The organism is Cupriavidus sp. KK10, assembly GCF_018223725.1.
GTDB lineage: Bacteria > Pseudomonadota > Gammaproteobacteria > Burkholderiales > Burkholderiaceae > Cupriavidus > Cupriavidus necator.
Genome location: NZ_CP073677.1, coordinates 1396456 through 1413614 on the forward strand (window position 1 = coordinate 1396456; position 17159 = coordinate 1413614).

The 17159-nt window shown below is 64.8% G+C and carries 18 protein-coding genes and 1 tRNA gene; 14 read left to right on the forward strand and 5 right to left on the reverse strand.

Annotation, left to right across the window (positions count from 1 at the left end):
- Positions 1-90: 90 nt before the first annotated feature.
- The 10 genes from thrS (at position 91) to KB879_RS06945 (ending at position 8733) form a co-directional block, all read left to right on the forward strand.
- Positions 91-1998 (forward strand): threonine--tRNA ligase, encoded by a 1908-nt coding sequence (gene thrS / locus KB879_RS06900; protein ID WP_013956326.1) that lies wholly within the window; start codon positions 91-93, stop codon positions 1996-1998.
- A gap of 48 nt (positions 1999-2046) precedes the next feature.
- Positions 2047-2568, forward strand: coding sequence for a translation initiation factor IF-3 (gene infC / locus KB879_RS06905; protein ID WP_080569535.1), 522 nt, complete (start codon positions 2047-2049; stop codon positions 2566-2568).
- 167 nt (positions 2569-2735) lie between these two features.
- Positions 2736-2933 carry a 50S ribosomal protein L35 gene (rpmI, locus tag KB879_RS06910; protein WP_006575466.1) on the forward strand — a complete coding sequence of 66 codons (198 nt, stop codon included), beginning with the start codon at positions 2736-2738 and terminating at the stop codon, positions 2931-2933.
- A gap of 28 nt (positions 2934-2961) precedes the next feature.
- Positions 2962-3318, forward strand: a complete 357-nt coding sequence (rplT, locus tag KB879_RS06915; protein ID WP_008650487.1) for a 50S ribosomal protein L20 — start codon at positions 2962-2964, stop codon at positions 3316-3318.
- 238 nt (positions 3319-3556) lie between these two features.
- On the forward strand, positions 3557-4588 hold the full coding sequence (pheS, locus tag KB879_RS06920) for a phenylalanine--tRNA ligase subunit alpha (protein WP_013956328.1): 1032 nt from the start codon (positions 3557-3559) through the stop codon (positions 4586-4588).
- Between the two features lie 57 nt (positions 4589-4645).
- Entirely contained in the window at positions 4646-7093 is a 2448-nt protein-coding gene (gene pheT, locus KB879_RS06925; RefSeq protein WP_211980961.1) for a phenylalanine--tRNA ligase subunit beta, read from the forward strand.
- A 101-nt stretch (positions 7094-7194) separates the two neighbouring features.
- Complete coding sequence (locus tag KB879_RS06930; RefSeq protein ID WP_153955928.1) at positions 7195-7605, forward strand: integration host factor subunit alpha; 411 nt, start codon at positions 7195-7197, stop codon at positions 7603-7605.
- A 116-nt stretch (positions 7606-7721) separates the two neighbouring features.
- Positions 7722-8147: a MerR family transcriptional regulator gene (locus tag KB879_RS06935; protein ID WP_013956331.1), complete on the forward strand. Its 426-nt coding sequence runs from the start codon at positions 7722-7724 to the stop codon at positions 8145-8147.
- A 55-nt stretch (positions 8148-8202) separates the two neighbouring features.
- Positions 8203-8279: transfer RNA gene (locus KB879_RS06940), tRNA-Pro, on the forward strand.
- A 160-nt stretch (positions 8280-8439) separates the two neighbouring features.
- Positions 8440-8733, forward strand: a complete 294-nt coding sequence (locus KB879_RS06945) for a hypothetical protein (protein ID WP_238553062.1) — start codon at positions 8440-8442, stop codon at positions 8731-8733.
- Positions 8734-8825: 92 nt separating this feature from the next.
- Here KB879_RS06945 and KB879_RS06950 read toward each other — a convergent pair whose 3' ends face one another.
- The 4 genes from KB879_RS06950 to KB879_RS06965 all read right to left on the reverse strand — a co-directional run bounded on the left by KB879_RS06950 (position 8826) and on the right by KB879_RS06965 (position 10544).
- A complete protein-coding gene (locus KB879_RS06950; protein ID WP_013956365.1) occupies positions 8826-9128 on the reverse strand; it encodes a HigA family addiction module antitoxin in 303 nt (100 codons plus the stop codon).
- Positions 9129-9140: 12 nt separating this feature from the next.
- Positions 9141-9419: a type II toxin-antitoxin system RelE/ParE family toxin gene (locus KB879_RS06955; protein ID WP_041228359.1), complete on the reverse strand. Its 279-nt coding sequence runs from the start codon at positions 9417-9419 to the stop codon at positions 9141-9143.
- A 314-nt stretch (positions 9420-9733) separates the two neighbouring features.
- Complete coding sequence (locus tag KB879_RS06960; RefSeq protein WP_211980962.1) at positions 9734-10240, reverse strand: cupin domain-containing protein; 507 nt, start codon at positions 10238-10240, stop codon at positions 9734-9736.
- A 43-nt stretch (positions 10241-10283) separates the two neighbouring features.
- On the reverse strand, positions 10284-10544 hold the full coding sequence (locus KB879_RS06965; RefSeq protein WP_035817461.1) for a hypothetical protein: 261 nt from the start codon (positions 10542-10544) through the stop codon (positions 10284-10286).
- Positions 10545-10815: 271 nt separating this feature from the next.
- Between KB879_RS06965 and KB879_RS06970 the strand changes: the two genes are divergently transcribed.
- The 4 genes from KB879_RS06970 (at position 10816) to KB879_RS06985 (ending at position 12171) form a co-directional block, all read left to right on the forward strand.
- Positions 10816-11157 (forward strand): hypothetical protein, encoded by a 342-nt coding sequence (locus KB879_RS06970; RefSeq protein ID WP_235205703.1) that lies wholly within the window; start codon positions 10816-10818, stop codon positions 11155-11157.
- A 40-nt stretch (positions 11158-11197) separates the two neighbouring features.
- Positions 11198-11431 carry a hypothetical protein gene (locus tag KB879_RS06975; protein WP_035817458.1) on the forward strand — a complete coding sequence of 78 codons (234 nt, stop codon included), beginning with the start codon at positions 11198-11200 and terminating at the stop codon, positions 11429-11431.
- 91 nt (positions 11432-11522) lie between these two features.
- Entirely contained in the window at positions 11523-11711 is a 189-nt protein-coding gene (locus tag KB879_RS06980) for a hypothetical protein (protein ID WP_018310329.1), read from the forward strand.
- 100 nt (positions 11712-11811) lie between these two features.
- Complete coding sequence (locus KB879_RS06985; RefSeq protein ID WP_013956372.1) at positions 11812-12171, forward strand: hypothetical protein; 360 nt, start codon at positions 11812-11814, stop codon at positions 12169-12171.
- A gap of 22 nt (positions 12172-12193) precedes the next feature.
- Here KB879_RS06985 and KB879_RS06990 read toward each other — a convergent pair whose 3' ends face one another.
- On the reverse strand, positions 12194-17050 hold the full coding sequence (locus KB879_RS06990) for an NAD-glutamate dehydrogenase (protein WP_211980963.1): 4857 nt from the start codon (positions 17048-17050) through the stop codon (positions 12194-12196).
- Between the last annotated feature and the right edge of the window lie 109 nt (positions 17051-17159).

A 17159-nucleotide genomic window follows, 5' to 3' on the forward strand; every position in this document is an offset into this window, starting at 1 on the left:
CGCAGGCATGCCGGGGCCGGTGCCACAAGATGCAGTTTGATCCGCTCAGGCGATGCGCAAGGCGCAGCCAGCGGAACCTGGAGAGTCGAAATGATCGCAATCACGCTGCCGGATGGGTCCCGCCGCGAGTTTCCCGGCCCGGTGACGGTTGCCGAAGTGGCGCAGAGCATCGGTGCCGGCCTGGCCAAGGCCGCGCTGGCCGGCAAGGTGGACGGCCAGCTGGTCGACACGAGCTACAAGATTGACCGCGATGGCGAGCTGGCCATCGTCACGGACAAGGACGCCGATGGCGTCGATGTGATCCGCCACTCCACGGCGCACTTGCTGGCCTATGCCGTCAAGGAGCTCTATCCGGAAGCGCAGGTGACGATCGGGCCGGTGATCGAAAACGGCTTCTACTACGACTTTGCCTACAAGCGTCCCTTCACGCCCGAAGACCTGGCCGCCATCGAGAAGAAGATGACGGAGCTCGCCCGCAAGGACGAGAAGGTCGTGCGCGAAGTGTGGAACCGCGACGAAGCGGTGGCGCTGTTCGAGTCGATGGGCGAGAAGTACAAGGCCGAGATCATCGCCTCGATCCCCGCCGACCAGGAAATCGGCCTGTACCGCGAAGGCAGCTTCGTCGACCTGTGTCGTGGCCCGCACGTGCCGTCCACGGGCAAGCTGAAGGTCTTCAAGCTGATGAAGGTGGCCGGCGCCTACTGGCGCGGCGATGCCAACAACGAGATGCTCCAGCGCATCTACGGAACGGCCTGGGCGAAGAAAGAAGACCAGGAAGCCTATCTGCACATGCTGGAAGAGGCCGAGAAGCGCGACCACCGCAAGCTGGGCAAGACGCTCGACCTGTTCCACCTTCAGGAAGAGGCGCCCGGCATGGTGTTCTGGCATCCGAAGGGCTGGCAGGTGTGGCAGGCCGTCGAGCAATACATGCGCGGCCGCCTGACAGACGCCGGCTATGACGAAGTCCGTACGCCGCAGGTGATGGATCGTTCGCTTTGGGAGAAGTCCGGCCACTGGCAGAACTACAAGGAGAACATGTTCGTCACGGAGTCGGAGAAGCGCGACTACGCGATTAAGCCGATGAACTGCCCAGGCCATGTGCAGATCTTCAACCACGGCCTGCGTTCGTACCGCGACCTGCCGCTGCGCCTGGCCGAGTTCGGCGCCTGCCACCGCAACGAGCCGTCGGGCGCGCTGCACGGGCTGATGCGCGTGCGCGGCTTTGTGCAGGATGATGCGCACATCTTCTGCACGGAAGAGCAGATCGTGGCGGAGGCCAAGGCCTTCAACGAACTGGCGTTCTCGGTCTACGACGACTTCGGCTTCAAGGATGTGAAGGTCAAGCTGTCGCTGCGCCCGGACCAGCGTGCTGGCTCCGACGAGGTCTGGGACCACGCCGAAGAGGGCCTGCGCCTGGCGCTGCGCGCCTGCGGCGTGGATTGGGAAGAGCTGCCGGGTGAGGGCGCCTTCTACGGCCCCAAGGTCGAGTACCACATCAAGGACGCGATCGGCCGCTCGTGGCAGTGCGGCACGCTGCAGCTTGACCTGGTGCTGCCGGAGCGCCTGGATGCCGAATACGTCTCCGAGGACAACTCGCGCAAGCGCCCGGTGATGCTTCACCGCGCCATCCTGGGTTCGTTCGAGCGTTTCCTGGGCATCCTGCTGGAAAACCACGCCGGTGCGTTGCCGGCCTGGCTGGCCCCGGAGCAGGTGGTGGTCATGAATATTGCGGATTCGCAGGCGGAATACGCCGAAAGCGTCGTGCAATTGCTGCAAAAACAAGGGTTTAGGGCCAAGGCCGATTTGCGTAATGAGAAAATTACGTATAAAATCCGCGAGCATTCGCTTCAAAAGGTTCCCTACCTGCTGGTAGTGGGCGACAAGGAGCGGGATGCCAGTCAAGTGGCCGTGCGTGCCCGTGGCAACGTGGATCTGGGTGTGATGCCCGTCTCCGCGTTTGTTGAGCGTCTGCAAAACGACGTCGCCAGCAAAGCCTGATGGGTGGTGAGCACGGCTTGTTTTTTTGTCTTCTTGAGGTAACGCAACATCGCTACGGACAAAGGTCATCGCATCAACCGGGAAATCAGCGCGCCTGAGCTGCGCCTGGTAGGGGTTGATAACGAACAGCTCGGCATCGTCAAGTTCATGGACGCACTGCGGCTGGCTGAAGATAAGGACTTGGACCTGGTCGAGATCGCGCCGAACGCGGTTCCGCCCGTCGCCCGGATCATGGATTACGGGAAGTTCAAGTACGAGGAAGCCAAGCGCGCCCACGAGGCGAAGCTGAAGCAGAAAATCATCCAGGTCAAGGAAGTCAAGTTCCGGCCGGGTACGGATGATGGCGACTACAACGTCAAGCTGCGCAACCTGAAGCGCTTCCTGGAAGATGGCGACAAGACCAAGATCACGCTGCGGTTCCGTGGTCGCGAGATGGCGCACCAGGAAATCGGCGCGCGCATGCTCGAACGCTTGAAGGCGGACCTGGATGAAATCGGTCAGGTCGAGCAGATGCCGAAGATGGAAGGGCGCCAGATGGTGATGGTGCTCGCCCCCAAGAAGAAGAAGTAATTCCTGCGCGTTGCAGCGGCCGGGATGCCAGGCATCCCGGCGTTGCTTCGTGCGGAAGTCGCGCGCGGCCCGCAAGGGCCGCTGTGCAACAACAAGTGGATGCGGGTCTTGCAAGCGTCGGCGTGAGCCGTCCACCTGCATGCATGTCATATGAGCTGGAGTTTTTCATGCCGAAGATGAAGACGAAGAAAAGCGCCTCCAAGCGCTTTACTGCCCGTCCGAACGGTTCGTTCAAGCGTGGCCAGGCCTTCAAGCGTCACATCCTGACCAAGAAGACCACCAAGAACAAGCGTCAACTGCGCGGTACTCAGGACGTCCATGAGACGAATCTGAAGTCGGTGCGCGCGATGATGCCTTACGCATAACCCCTGACGAAAACGAAAGGAGAATTACATGCCTCGAGTAAAGCGTGGGGTCACTGCACGGGCCCGTCACAAGAAAGTCATCGATGCTGCCAAGGGTTACCGCGGCCGTCGCAATAATGTCTATCGCATCGCCAAGCAGGCGGTCATGCGTGCTGGCCAGTACGCATACCGCGATCGCCGCAACAAGAAGCGCGTGTTCCGCGCTCTGTGGATTGCGCGTATCAATGCCGCGACGCGTGAGCATGGCATGACCTACAGCGTGTTCATGAACGGTCTGAAGAAGGCCTCGATTGAACTGGACCGCAAGGTGCTGTCGGACATGGCTATTCACGACAAGCCTGCCTTTGCCGCCATCGTCAACCAGGTGAAAGCCACCGTTGCCTGATGCCGGCTGCGGTAGCGCGTAAGCGCTGCCGGGCAAGCACCGACCGCAAGGTCGACCGCTGACCGCAAGGTCCGCTGAAACGGGGCTCCTCACCGAGCCCCGTTTTTATTTCGAATGCCGTTTCAGTTGCCGGAATCCGGTTGCCGAGACCGCATTCGAAACGAACACCGCACGTAGTGCCAACCCACGTCGGACCGGTGCGTACCGGCCCGACGCCAAAAGTCCCACGACCGCCGCCATGTCTCAGGATCTGGATCAAATTGTCGCCGATGCCCAGGCCGCCTTCGCTGCTGCCAACGACAACGCCACGCTGGAAAACGAAAAGGCCCGCTTCCTGGGCAAGACCGGTGCGCTGACCGAACTCCTCAAGGGCCTAGGCAAGCTCGACCCGGAAACCCGCAAGACGGAAGGCGCCCGCATCAACCAGATCAAGCAGCAGGTTGAAGCCGCCCTGCAGGCACGCCGCCAGGCGCTGGCCGATGCGCTGATGAACGCGCGCCTGGCCGCGGAGGCCATCGACGTCACGCTGCCTGGCCGTGCGGTCAGCCGCGGCAGCCTGCACCCGGTGATGCGCACGTGGGAGCGCGTCGAGCAGATCTTCGGCTCGATCGGTTTCGATGTGGCCGACGGCCCCGAGATCGAGACCGACTGGATGAACTTCACCGCGCTGAACAATCCGGATAACCATCCGGCGCGTTCGATGCAGGACACCTTCTATGTCGACGGCCGCGACAGCGACGACAAGCTGCTGCTCCTGCGCACGCACACCAGCCCGATGCAGGTCCGCTACGCGAAGATGCATGTCGAGAAGTACGCCGGCAAGGCGATGCCGCCGATCAAGGTGATCTGTCCGGGCCGCACCTACCGTGTCGACAGCGACGCCACGCACTCGCCCATGTTCAACCAGGTCGAAGGCCTGTGGATCGGCGAGGACGTCAGCTTTGCCGACCTCAAGGGCGTGTACACCGATTTCCTGCGCAAGTTCTTCGAGCGCGATGACATTCAGGTGCGCTTCCGCCCATCGTACTTCCCGTTCACCGAGCCGTCGGCAGAGATCGACATGGCCTTCGGCAATGGCAAGTGGCTGGAGATCTCCGGTTCGGGCCAGGTGCATCCGAACGTGCTGCGCAACATGGGCCTCGATCCCGAGCGCTATATCGGTTTTGCGTTCGGCTCCGGCCTGGAGCGCCTGACCATGTTGCGCTATGGCATCAACGACCTGCGCCTGTTCTTCGAGGGCGACGTGCGCTTCCTGCGCCAGTTCGCCTGACGCGCCGCCGTCCCCTCGTCAACGACCACACAGAATACTTACCGGATCAGAAGCGCCATGCAATTCTCGGAATCCTGGCTTCGCACCTTCGCCAACCCTGAAAAGATCTCCACCGACGCGCTGTCGCACACGCTGACCATGGCCGGCCTGGAAGTAGAAGAGGTGGGCTCGGTCGCGCCGCCGTTCGACAAGGTGGTGGTCGCGCGCGTGCTGTCGACCGAGCGCCATCCCAACGCCGACCGCCTCAACGTGTGCCAGGTCGATGCCGGCACCGGCGAGACCCTGCAGATCGTCTGCGGTGCGCCCAACGTCAAGCCCGGCATCCTGGTGCCGTGCGCACTGGTTGGCGCCGTGCTGCCCCCGTCCGAGGACGGCGGCAAGCCGTTCGAGATCAAGGTCGGCAAGCTGCGCGGCGTGGACAGCTATGGCATGCTGTGCTCGGCGCGCGAACTGAAGCTGTCGGAAGAGCACGGTGGCCTGCTGGTGCTGCCGGAAGACGCGCCGGTCGGCCAGAACATCCGCCAATACCTCGACCTGGATGACCAGGTCTTTGTCATCAAGCTGACGCCGAACAAGGCCGACTGCCTGTCGATCCATGGCGTGGCGCGCGAAGTGTCGGCACTGACCGGCGCCGCGCTGACGCTGCCCGAGATGAAGCCGGTGGCGGTGACGATCCAGGACAAACTGCCGGTCAAGGTATCGGCGCCGGACCTGTGCGGCCGCTTCTCCGGCCGCGTGATCCGCGGTGTCAATGCGCGCGCGGCCACGCCGGCATGGATGGTGCAGCGCCTTGAGCGCTCGGGCCAGCGCAGTGTTTCCGCACTGGTCGATATCTCGAACTATGTGATGCTGGAATTGGGACGTCCGTCGCACGTGTTCGACCTGAACAAGATCCACGGCGGCCTGGATGTGCGCTGGGGCCGCAAGGGCGAGCAGATCAAGCTGCTCAACGGCAATACCATCGAGGTCGACGAACAGGTCGGCGTGATCGCCGATGACAAGGAGATCGAAAGCCTGGCTGGCATCATGGGCGGCGACAGCACTGCCGTGACGCTGGACACCACGGACATCTATCTCGAGGCCGCATTCTGGTGGCCCGCTGCGATCCAGGGCCGGGGCCGCCGCTACAATTTCTCGACCGACGCCGGACACCGCTTCGAACGCGGCGTGGACTACGCCACCACGGTCGAGCATATCGAGCGCATCACCGCGCTGATCCTCGAGATCTGCGGCGGCCAGGCCGGTCCGGTGGACGACCACGTGGTCAACCTGCCGCAGCGCAAGCCGGTCAGCCTGCGCGTGGCGCGCGCCGAGCGCGTGCTGGGCATCGAGCTGTCGCCGGCGGCCATCGCCGATGTATTCCAGCGCCTGCAGCTGCCGTTCGTGCGCACCCAGGGCGCCGAGGGCGAGGTGTTTGAAGTCACGCCGCCGAGCTACCGCTTCGATATCGAGATCGAGGAAGACCTGATCGAGGAAGTGGCCCGCATCTATGGTTTCGAGCGCATCCCGGCGCGTCCGCCGATCGCCGAGAGCGAGATGCGCCCGACCAACGAGGCTCGCCGCTCCACCCACGTGGTGCGCCATGCCGTGGCCGCGCGCGACTACCAGGAAGTCATCAATTTCGCCTTCGTCGAAGAGAAGTGGGAGCGCGACTTCGCCACCAACGACAACCCGATCCGCCTGCTGAACCCGATCGCCAGCCAGTTGGCGGTGATGCGTTCGACGCTGATCGGCGGCTTGGTCGACAAGGTGCGCTACAACCTGAACCGCAAGGCCGCGCGCGTGCGCCTGTTCGAGGTGGGCCGCGTGTTCCATCGTGACGACAGCGTGAAGGACGGCGGCCTGACGGTGGCCGGCTACGATCAGCCGATGATGGCCGCGGGCATTGCCTACGGCCCGGCCTTCGAAGAGCAGTGGGGCATCCCCACGCGCAACGTCGACTTCTTCGACATCAAGGGCGATGTCGAGGCGCTGTTCCATCCGCGCGTGCCGCGTTTCGAGCCGGTGTCGCACCCCGCGCTGCACCCGGGCCGCGCCGCGCGCGTGCTGCTCGACGGCAAGGCCGTGGGCGTGGTCGGCGAGCTGCATCCGCGCTGGCTGCAGGAATACGAGCTGACGCACGCCCCGGTCGTGTTTGAACTGGCGCTTGACGCGCTGCGCGACGCCGGCCTGCCGGTGTACACCGAGATCTCCAAGTTCCCGGCCGCCGTGCGCGACTTGGCCGTGGTCGTGAAGCAATCGGTACGCGTGCAGGATCTGCTCGACGCCATGCGTGCCGCACTGGAAAAGCAGGGCTACGGCCGCTACTGCCAGAACCTGGTGGTGTTCGATGAGTTCCGTCCCAAGGGCGCTTCAGCTGCCATTGGCGCGGACGAGAAAAGCCTTGCGTTCCGGGTGACCTTGCAAGATACTGGGTCGACCCTCCAGGACGAAACCGTCGACAGCGCAGTGCGCTGCATGGTCGACGCGCTGACAGAGGCCTTCCAGGCCCGGCTGCGCGGCTAAGCCATCGCCAGTACGCGACAAGTACGCGACGGACACACGATAAACAAGGGCGCCCGGGCTCGCCCTGGGCGGATCGCCAGACATACACTTGAGCGATCGACATGAATGATCGAGACGCGAATTCCATGACCGCTGCAGCACTGGGTGAGATGAGCGACCGGCAGGCTTCCTCCCTTGACGACGCGATGCCGGATAACCGCGCGACCGAAGTTCCCACGCTGACCAAGGCCGAACTCGCCGAGATGCTGTTCGACCAGGTGGGCCTGAACAAGCGTGAATCGAAGGACATGGTCGAAGCCTTCTTCGACGTCATCCGCGAAGCGCTGGAGCAGGGCGACAGCGTCAAGCTGTCCGGCTTCGGCAACTTCCAGTTGCGCGACAAGCCGCAGCGGCCCGGCCGCAATCCCAAGACCGGCGAAGTCATTCCAATCACCGCGCGCCGCGTGGTCACGTTCCACGCCAGCCAGAAGCTCAAGGGCCTGGTGGAAGAACGCGCAGGCATCGTCGGCTGACGCGTCACCCGAACGGCGGATTGCTTCCCGAAGCCGGCATCGGTATGCTTCTGGGCGCGCACCTGGTGCGCGCCAACCGCATGGCCGGCATGGCCTGACGCTCGTCTACACACCACATGTCGGACAAATCCAGCGATCGCATCGCGTTGCCGCCGATTCCGGCCAAGCGCTACTTCACCATCGGTGAGGTGAGCGAGCTTTGCGCTGTCAAGCCGCACGTCCTGCGCTATTGGGAGCAGGAGTTCACGCAACTCAAGCCCGTCAAGCGCCGCGGCAACCGCCGCTACTACCAGCACCATGAAGTCCTGCTGATCCGCCGCATCCGCGAACTGCTCTACGAACAGGGCTTCACCATCAACGGGGCGCGCAACCGCCTCGATGAAGGCCGTCATCACAGTGGGGCAGCGGCAGCGCCTGAGGCCGCAGAGGTTGGCGAAGAAAACGCGGCGGCATTGTCGGTCGACATCAGCGGCCTGCGCAATGAACTGGTCGAAGTGCAGCACCTGCTCGCGCAACTGCGGGAGATCGCGAAGCACGGATAATTTCGACGTCAGGAGCTAGTCATACGAGAAATGCTTCTGTTATAATCTTTTGCTTCGGGGCGTAGCGCAGCCTGGTAGCGTACCTGCATGGGGTGCAGGTGGTCGGAGGTTCAAATCCTCTCGCCCCGACCAGACAGAAACCCGCTTGGTGAATAGCCAAGCGGGTTTTTTATTTTCCGCGTGGAAATGGCCGGCCGGTGCGGTAACGCTTTGATACAGCCGTCGCCGATGCCCGTTGCTATGCTCTGCCATCCTCCTGGCCGATTCCCCACTTATGTTCCGAAAGCTCTGTGTGGCTACCTTTGCGCTCCTCTGGCTGACGGCCGCGCCTGCCGCACGCGCCGATGACCGCGGCTACCCGAGCGCCTATCGTGGCGGCGAGTACAAAGAGAAATTCCGTAGCGGCCCTTGTGAAATCGAACGCGAACAGAAGCGCGATGGCGAATACAAGGAAGAGCGCAAATGCAAGGGTGGTCCGCGTGGCTATGAGCAGAAGCAGAAGTACCGCGACGGCCCTTGCCTGATCGAGCGCGAATGGAAGGACGACGGTGAATACGAAGAGAAGGTCGAATGCAAGCGTGGATGAGTGCATGACCTTTCGGTCCGCCAGCCGGGTGGCGTGGCTGGGCCGCAGCCCCATTGGCGGCTGCCCCCAATGCCGATTTCAGGCTTCGCGCATCATGCCAGCACGGCATGCTGCCTGATCGACTCCAGCTTCTTCTCGCCGATCTTCTCCTTTGCCATTTCGGTGTCGAAGTGCGTCTGCAGGTTCATCCAACTCTGGGGATCGGTGCCGAAGAACGCACCAAGGCGTACAGCGGTGTCCGCCGTTATGGCGCGGCCACCCTTCACAATTTCATTGATACGGCGAGGCGGTACGTCGATGGCCTTGGCCAGGGCGTACTGAGAAATGCCAAGCGGGTCGAGCCAGTCCAGTTGAAGGATTTCTCCCGGAGTGGCCAGGGGTACTTCGCGTGCCATGGAGGCCTCCTTTCAGTGGTAGTCGACGATCTCGACGTCAGTTGCATGGCCATTGGCGAAGCAAAAGCAGATTCGCCATTGGTCGTTGATACGGATGCTGTGCTGACCAGCCCGGTGCCCTTGCAGCGCTTCCAGCCTGTTACCCGGCGGGACTCGCAGAAAGCTGAGGTCGCCGGCCGCGTGCAACTGCTGGAGCTTGCGCATGGCAACAGATTCTATGTTGACGAACCGGGCGATCCGCGTGCCTGCGAAGAGCAGTGCCGTGTCGCGGCAGTTGAACGAAGTGATCATGGTCATATTAACGCGAAGCGTTAATAACGTAAAGCGTTATTACTGTTTCCCGTGCGGCCTTGCCGAGCGGTTCGATTCCGGGAGCCCGCTCCAGACCGGGAGTGATAGGCGAGCTCAAGATTATCTGTAGCCGCAGATATTGATCTGCATCCTGAGTGCCTGTTGGGCTATACGCGCTGCTCGGCCGTTTCCAGAAAAAGCGGCGAGATACCCGGGTTCTCCCATCATGGCCCGCTGGGGCCCTGGCTTAGACTCGTGCCGCTGTACTTGCCAGCCCGCCCGCACCCCGCCGCGGCGGGCTGTTTTTTTGGGGGCTAGCGAGTCAGTCTGCGCAACAGCGCGTCATGTCCGCTTGCCAGGCCGGCAAGCGCTGTTGCGTCGGCCAGTTCGAAATCGCTGAAGCGGAAGGCCGGTGCCACGGTGCAGCCGACTAGGGCGAAGTCCACGCCATCACCCAGATCCAGGCGTTCGGCGGCAAACCATAGTCCGGCGGGCACCATTGCCTGGAAGGCCGCGCCGGGATGCCGCAGCGGGTCGCCCAGGCGCTGCGTGACGATGGTGCCGTCCACGATCCGGTGCACGTCCACGGGGGAGCCTGCGTGGTAGTGCCAGAGTTCGTCGGACCGGATGCGATGCCACGCGGAATAGTCGTTGCCGCACAGCATGTAGTGGATTGCGGTGCAGGCTTCGCGCGTGCGCCCGTCCTGGCAGACGACCTGTTCTTCGCCGCGATAGGTTTCGCGGTAGTAGCCGCCTTCCGGATGTGGCTGCAGGTCGAGCGAGCGGATCAGTTGGCGGGCGGTCGGACTGAGGTCTGGCATGTGGGCAAGGGGCGTGGCGCATCGGGGATGCGGAAGCCGTAGCTTAAAGCAGCGCGAAGCGTGCCTGGCCGGGGCCGACAAGGGCGGGGCGGCTGACCGGGTAGCGGTGACGGGTGCCCTGGGCGTCGAAGGACAGGAAATCCGGCGTCCAGCGCAGCGCCTGCAGCTGGCGTGGCTCGATGCCGTCGACGAGGATGGCGCCGGCGCCCACGCAGACACTGCCGCAGGGCAGGCGCAGGGATTCGCTGTCGTCGCCGAAGTAGTAGGCCTCGAGCAGGATGGAATCGGACTGGTACAAGGGCATGGGGCAGTATCCGGATACTGTATGGATGTACAGTATAGCCCTGGCCGGCGGTTCGGTCATCCCCCACGATTCTCATTTTCGTGCGCCGGCACACCCTGCGGCGCTGCGTCCTTGCCGCGTGGAAGTTGGTGGCAAGCGGTGTCGGCCTGGATTGGTATAACCTGAAAACGATGCCGGTCGCACAGCGTGGTCGTGGCAGGCCGGCAGGGTCGCTACGGGGGATGCCATGGCGAGGTGCGGGAGCAGGGCTTGCTGGTTTGGCTTGGGCGCGGTGCTGGGCGCGGCGGTGGGCAGTGCCTGCGCCATGCTGGTGCGCACCGCCGCGGAGCAGCGGGTGCTGCGCCAGCGCGATGCGCCGCTGGTGCCGTCCGATCCCGCGGCGGATCAGGCGCTGACCGATACCGCCACCGACGTGGTGGAGTACGGCGGCTTCGTGATCCACGTGTATTGCCACGCGCTGGGCATGGGGCGGTTCAAGGCCCTGTGCGATATCTGGGAGTCGGGCGCCGTGGTGCTGGAGGGCGGCGCGCCGCCGGCCACGCACGCGACGCCTGAAGACGCGCGGGCCGCGGCGATTTCGTGGGCGCGGCAATGGGTGCAGCACAATGGCTGAAGGCGCCGCCGCGCAATCATCGCCATGACAGGAGATGCCGATGCACGCCTGTGACCTGTGTCATCAGCTGGTGGGCGAACCGTCCAGCGTGCCGCCGCACGAGAACCTGGCTGCCTCGGGCATGGCTGCGATGAGCAACCGCTGCAAGGTCGACAGCCGCTGGCGCTGCACTGGCTGCGGCGCCTGGATGTATCAGAGCACGGCATTGGGTGAGCCGCCGAATATGTGGCGAATGGGCCCGCGGCCGGCCGACTGGCCTGATAATCACGGCTGAGCAGGCATGGCCGCGCCGCCACCAGGCGGTGCGGCCATGCCCGGTATCGCGCCCGGCTCAGGCTCTCGGGCGTCTGTTTCAAGGAGAATTCATGTTTGTTTGTGGGAACCAGGCTTGCGGGGCGCGCTGGGAGCCGAATGAGGTGCAGATCCGCAATGAAGGGCAGGGTCCCGTGTTCCGCTGCCCGCAATGCGGTGCACGCAATCACGTCCAGGCACGCACCGCGCGCGACGGCAGCACGGTCTACCGCCAGGTGGCGGCGAAGCCGGCACCGCGCTAGTCCGGACCGACGGCGGCACGCCATGTCACCCCACGCATGTGGGGTCAAATACACATGGCTGCTGCCTTAAGCTTGCTCAGGCGGGACCGTTATACACATCATGGACTTTGCCGACCTTCCTCAAGACTCTGCTTCCAATGCCGAACGCATGGGCTGGGCGAACGCTTCGCCGGAAGTGATCGCCAAGGTATTGAATTCAGCACTGGCAGCGCAGGATCTCTCAGGGTTTGCCGCGCTGCTGTCGGATATCGCGCGCGACCGTGGCCTCAAGGGCGAGCGTGCCGCGCACCAGTCGATCTACGACATGCCGTACGCCAGCCTGCTGCCCAGGCAGAAGCACCTGCTTTCCGATGCCTTCGATCTGCTGGTCCTGCTCGGGCTGGAACTGCGCCCGCGTGGTGCCGACGCAGGCTTCGGCGACGCTGCGGACATCGACACGGACGCAGAAGCAGACCAATAACCCCCGGCTGGACAGCGCCGCTCTATGCGCGTTCCAGCATACCGATTTCGCGCACCGCGACCGACAGCATCGACAGCCCAGCAGCCCCCGAGGCGCGCTGGTCGGCCAGCATGCGCGTAAAGCGTTCCAGCGCGCCATGACGGCTGGACCGCCACGCATCGATCATGGCTTCGGGCGTATCCAGTTCACCCGCCTGTGTCAGCACGCTGACGGTCAGTGCGCGCTTGAGCCGCCCCAGGTCTTCCAGCGTGGTGGTGCGTGCCAGCAGATCCCAGTGCGTGTCCGATGGCAGCGCCAGCGCGCGCTCGCGCAGCCAGCTGAAGCTCAGGTGGCTGTCCAGCGCGAAATAAACCCCCGCCACCAGGTCCAGGCTGCGTTCGCACGCGGTGGCCACTTCGGCGATATCGAGCGCGGCAGCGGAGATCTCGCTGCCGGCCACGCGCACGGCCAGCGCTTCGTCGACCCCCGCATCCGTCAAGGCGCGGGTGCGCTCTGACAGCGCCGTCGCATCGGCCGGTGGCAGCAGCCGCGGCAGTTGCGGTGCCAGCCATTGCGCTGCCTGGGCAAAGCGCGCCAGATCCTCGGCGGCCTTGCTGCCGCTACGCAGATAGCGGATGAACCACAGGCACGCGCGCTCCAGCAGCAGCGCCACGGCCCCGAACATGCGCGCCTGCTCGGCATCGGCCACACGGTTGTCCAGCGCATCGATCTCCTGCCACAGGGTGGTCAGGCCGAAGACATCGCGTGCGATCAGGCAGGCGCGCACGATATCGGCCGGGCGTGCGTCGGTCTCTTCCATGATCCGGTGCACGAAGGTGGCGCCGATGCGATTGACCAGCATATTGGTCAGGTGCGTCGACAGGATCTCGCGTCGCAGCGGGTGGCGCTGCATCGCGTCGGCGTAACGCTGGCGCAGCGGAACCGGGAAATAGTCCGACAGCAGTCCGGCAACCAGCGCGTCTTCCGGCACGTCGGAGGCCAGCAGTTCGTCGTACAGCCACATCTTGCTGTAGGCAAGCAGCACCGCACGTTCGGGCGATGCGAGGCCTTCATCGGCCAGCTTGCGCTCGGCGATTTCCTCCTCCGAAGGCAGGAACTCCAGCGGGCGGTTGAGCCGCCCGGCGCGCTCCAGCCAGCGCACCAGGCGCGCCTCGCCGTCGAGCAGCGCGGGGCTGCTGCGCCCGGCCACGGACAGTGCCTGGGTCTGGTAGTAGTTGTCCTGCAGCACCAGCAGGCCGACCTCGTCGGTCATCTCGGCCAGCAGCTTGTTGCGCTGCTTCTCGGTCATTTCGCCGTCGGCAACCACCAGTCCGAGCAGGATCTTGATATTGACCTCGTGGTCCGAGCAATCCACCCCGGCCGAGTTGTCGATGGCATCGGTGTTGATGCGACCGCCGTTGCGCGCGAACTCGATGCGGCCCAGCTGGGTGAAGCCGAGGTTGCCGCCTTCGCCGACCACCTTGCAGCGCAGGTCGTTGCCATTGACGCGCACCGCGTCGTTGGTGCGGTCGCCGGCCTGCAGGTGGGTTTCCTGGCTGGACTTGACGTAGGTGCCGATGCCGCCGTTGTAGAGCAGGTCGACCGGCGCCATCAGGATGGCGTGGATCAGCTCGGCCGGCGACAGTGTGGCTGCCGTGACCCCCAGCACTGCCTGCACCTGCGGCGACAGCGGGATGGTCTTGGCGCTGCGCGGATAGATGCCGCCGCCGGCGGAGATCAGCGTGGCGTCGTAGTCGGCCCAGCTGGAGCGGGGCAGGCCGAACAGCCGCGTGCGTTCCTGCAGGCTCCTTGCCGTGTCCGGGTCGGGATCGAGGAAGATATGCCGGTGGTCGAAAGCCGCCACCAGCCGGATATGCGGCGACAGCAGCATGCCGTTGCCGAACACGTCGCCCGACATGTCGCCGATGCCGGCCACGGTGAAGTCCGTGGTCTGGATATCGACACCCATCTCGCGGAAATGCCGTTTGACCGATTCCCACGCACCGCGCGCGGTAATGCCCATCTTCTTGTGGTCATATCCGACCGAGCCCCCGGACGCAAAGGCATCGCCCAGCCAGAAGCCGTATTCGGCCGAGATCGCGTTGGCGAAATCGGAGAACGTCGCGGTGCCCTTGTCGGCTGCGACCACCAGGTAGGGGTCGTTGTCGTCGTGGCGCACCACCTCGGGAGGCGGCACCAGCTGGCCGCCGACGAGGTTGTCGGTCAGGTCCAGCAGCCCGCGCAGGAAGGTCTGGTAGCAGGCAATGCCCTCCTGCAGGAAAGCATCGCGGTCGGTGGGCGGGGGCGGGCGCTTGACCACGAAGCCGCCCTTGGAGCCCACGGGCACGATCACCGTGTTCTTGACCATCTGCGCCTTCATCAGTCCCAGCACTTCCGTGCGGAAGTCCTCGCGCCGGTCTGACCAGCGCAGTCCGCCGCGGGCCACGCGCCCGCCGCGCAGGTGCACGCCCTCAACGCGCGGCGAGTAGACCCAGATCTCGAACATCGGGCGCGGCTCGGGCAGGCCGGGGACCAGCGCGGGATTGAACTTGAACGACACATACGGGCGCGGCTGGCCTTCCTCGCCACGGTGGAAATAGTTGGTGCGCACGGTGGCGTTGATCACGCCCAGGAAGAGCCGCAGGATGCGGTCCTCGTCCAGGTTGGGCACCTTGTCCAGCGCCGCGCCGATATCGGCCAGCAGCTTGTCGCAGCGCGCCTGGCGAGCGGTGTCGGTGGCGACCTCGCTGAAGGTGTCGAAGCGCGCAACGAACAGGCCGACCAGCATGGCGGCAATGGCCGCGTTGCCGGTCAGTGCGCGCTCGATATAGGCGTCGCTGAAGGTCGAGCCGACCTGGCGCAGGTAGCGAGCATAGGCGCGCAGGATGGTGACGTCGCGCGCGGCCAGCTCGGCGCGCAGCACCAGGCGGTTGAAGTCGTCGTTCTCGATCTCGCCGTGCCAGGCGCGCGCGAAGGCATCCTCGAACAATGCCTTGACGCGCGCGATATCGAATTCCGCCGCGCCGCCGCTGTCCGCAATCTCCAGCCCGAAGTCGTGCACCCATACCGGCGTGCCGCTGTCGGGTTCGATCAGGTAGGGGCGCTCTTCATCCACGCGCACGCCCAGGTGCTCCAGCATGGGCAGGCTGTGCGACAGCGCGATCGGCTCGCCGGCACGGTACACCTTGAAGCGGAACACCCCCGGCGCGGCCTCGATCGGCCGGTACAGGTTCATCGCCATGCCGTTGCCGCGCAGCGCGTGCTCCATCAGCTCGATATCGCGCACCGCGGTGCGGGCCGGATAGTCCTCACGGTAGCCGGCGGGGAACGAGCCGCCATAGCGCTGCAGCAGCCGGTTGCCTTGCTCTTCGCCATGGCTTTCATGCAAGGCTTCGGCGAGATCGTCCTGCCAGCGGCGGCTGGCGTGCACGATGCGCGCCTCCAGCTCGCGCGTATCAACGTGCGGCATGGTGCCGGGCTCGCCGCGCACGGTCAGCTGGATGCGCGCCAGCGGCGACTCGGACAGCAGCGGCGTGAACTCGCAGCTGGTGCCGTGGAAGGCCGCGGTCAGCAGCTTCTGGATCTTCTGGCGCAGGTCGGTGTTGTACTTGTCGCGCGGCACGAACACCAGGCACGAGACAAAGCGGTCGAAGCGGTCGCGCCGTACAAAGAGCCGGGTGCGCTGGTGTTCCTGCAGCCGCAGGATGCCGGTGGTGATATCGAACAGTTCATCCTCGGTGGCCTGGAACAGTTCATCGCGCGGGTATTGCTCAAGGATGGTCACCATCGACTTGTACAGGTGCCCCTTGGCGAGGAAGCCCGCGCGCGCCAGGATATTGGCGCACTTGAGCCGCACCAGCGGGATTTCCGCGATCGGCGCCATGTAGGCAGTCGAGGTGTACAGGCCGACAAAGCGCCGCTCGCCGAACAGCTGCCCCTTGTCATCGAGCAGCTTGACGCCGACATAGTCGAGATAGCCCGGCCGGTGCACGGTGGCGCGCGAGTTGGCCTTGGTCAGGAAGATCGGCGAAGCCCCTTCGATGATCGCGGTGGCCGCGGCGGGCAGCAGCGTGAGGTCTTCGGTATCGGGCTCGCGCAGGCTTTCGCGCAGGATGCCCGCGCCCGAGCCCGGCACGCCCCGCAGGAAGTAGCGCCCGTCCTGCGACACCAGCTGGTAGTCACGCTGGCCGAGGAAGGTGAAGTGGTCATCCATCATCCAGTCCAGGAAGGCGCGCGCTTCGGCGCTTTCCGGCGCGGCCGCGTCGGGCGCCTGCGCCATGGCGCTGATGGTGGTCTGGGTGATGTCGCACATCTTCGGCCAGTCTTCCACCGCCGCGCGCACGTCGACCAGCACCTGCGCAATGCAGCTGCGTAGCGCCTCCAGCCGCGCGGCCTCGCCGCTGCGGTCGATCTCGAAGTGGATAAAGGACTCCAGGCGCGAGCTGTCCCCGGCTTCGCCGGCGCCGCCCTTGGCGATCCGCTCGATGCCGCCGCGCGCGTCGCGCCAGACCCGGAACACGGGATGGATCGCCGAGTGCAGCGCCAGTCCCTGCCGGTTGATCTCCACCGTCACCGAGTCGACCAGGAAGGGCATGTCGTCATTGACGATCTCGACCACGGTGTGGTCCGAGTGCCAGCCGTGCTCTTCCAGGTTGGGGTTGTAGACGCGGATGCGCGCATTGCCGGGCGTGAATTTCTGTGCGGTCTGCCAGTGCGCCATCACGGCGCCGTAGAGATCGTCGACGTCGTGCTGGAGCAAGTCTTCGGCGTCGGCCTGGTCGTAGTAGTGCAGCAGGAAGGGCTCGACCACGGCGAACATCGCCGCCGGCAGCCGCTCGCGCGCGAAGCTGGACAGTTCGTCCAGCAGGTGCGCGACCTTGTCTTCGTTCTCCTGCGGCATGATCCCTCCTCGCGGTGTCGATGGGCGGCCCGCAGCATGTGCCGGGGCATGCTCATACTTTAGGAAAAAACCGCATGCCCGGCGCAAGAAAAGTGGCGGGTATGAGGAT

What these genes read in the sequence shown, in the direction of transcription:
- thrS (WP_013956326.1), top strand. Translation starts at nt 91, where the DNA reads ATGATCGCAATCACGCTGCCGGATGGGTCCCGCCGCGAGTTTCCCGGC.
- rpmI (WP_006575466.1), top strand. Translation starts at nt 2,736, where the DNA reads ATGCCGAAGATGAAGACGAAGAAAAGCGCCTCCAAGCGCTTTACTGCC.
- rplT (WP_008650487.1), top strand. Translation starts at nt 2,962, where the DNA reads ATGCCTCGAGTAAAGCGTGGGGTCACTGCACGGGCCCGTCACAAGAAA.
- pheS (WP_013956328.1), top strand. Translation starts at nt 3,557, where the DNA reads ATGTCTCAGGATCTGGATCAAATTGTCGCCGATGCCCAGGCCGCCTTC.
- pheT (WP_211980961.1), top strand. Translation starts at nt 4,646, where the DNA reads ATGCAATTCTCGGAATCCTGGCTTCGCACCTTCGCCAACCCTGAAAAG.
- KB879_RS06930 (WP_153955928.1), top strand. Translation starts at nt 7,195, where the DNA reads ATGAATGATCGAGACGCGAATTCCATGACCGCTGCAGCACTGGGTGAG.
- KB879_RS06935 (WP_013956331.1), top strand. Translation starts at nt 7,722, where the DNA reads ATGTCGGACAAATCCAGCGATCGCATCGCGTTGCCGCCGATTCCGGCC.
- KB879_RS06950 (WP_013956365.1), bottom strand. Translation starts at nt 9,128, where the DNA reads ATGGCACGCGAAGTACCCCTGGCCACTCCGGGAGAAATCCTTCAACTG.
- KB879_RS06955 (WP_041228359.1), bottom strand. Translation starts at nt 9,419, where the DNA reads ATGATCACTTCGTTCAACTGCCGCGACACGGCACTGCTCTTCGCAGGC.
- KB879_RS06960 (WP_211980962.1), bottom strand. Translation starts at nt 10,240, where the DNA reads ATGCCAGACCTCAGTCCGACCGCCCGCCAACTGATCCGCTCGCTCGAC.
- KB879_RS06965 (WP_035817461.1), bottom strand. Translation starts at nt 10,544, where the DNA reads ATGCCCTTGTACCAGTCCGATTCCATCCTGCTCGAGGCCTACTACTTC.
- KB879_RS06975 (WP_035817458.1), top strand. Translation starts at nt 11,198, where the DNA reads ATGCACGCCTGTGACCTGTGTCATCAGCTGGTGGGCGAACCGTCCAGC.
- KB879_RS06980 (WP_018310329.1), top strand. Translation starts at nt 11,523, where the DNA reads ATGTTTGTTTGTGGGAACCAGGCTTGCGGGGCGCGCTGGGAGCCGAAT.
- KB879_RS06985 (WP_013956372.1), top strand. Translation starts at nt 11,812, where the DNA reads ATGGACTTTGCCGACCTTCCTCAAGACTCTGCTTCCAATGCCGAACGC.
- KB879_RS06990 (WP_211980963.1), bottom strand. Translation starts at nt 17,050, where the DNA reads ATGCCGCAGGAGAACGAAGACAAGGTCGCGCACCTGCTGGACGAACTG.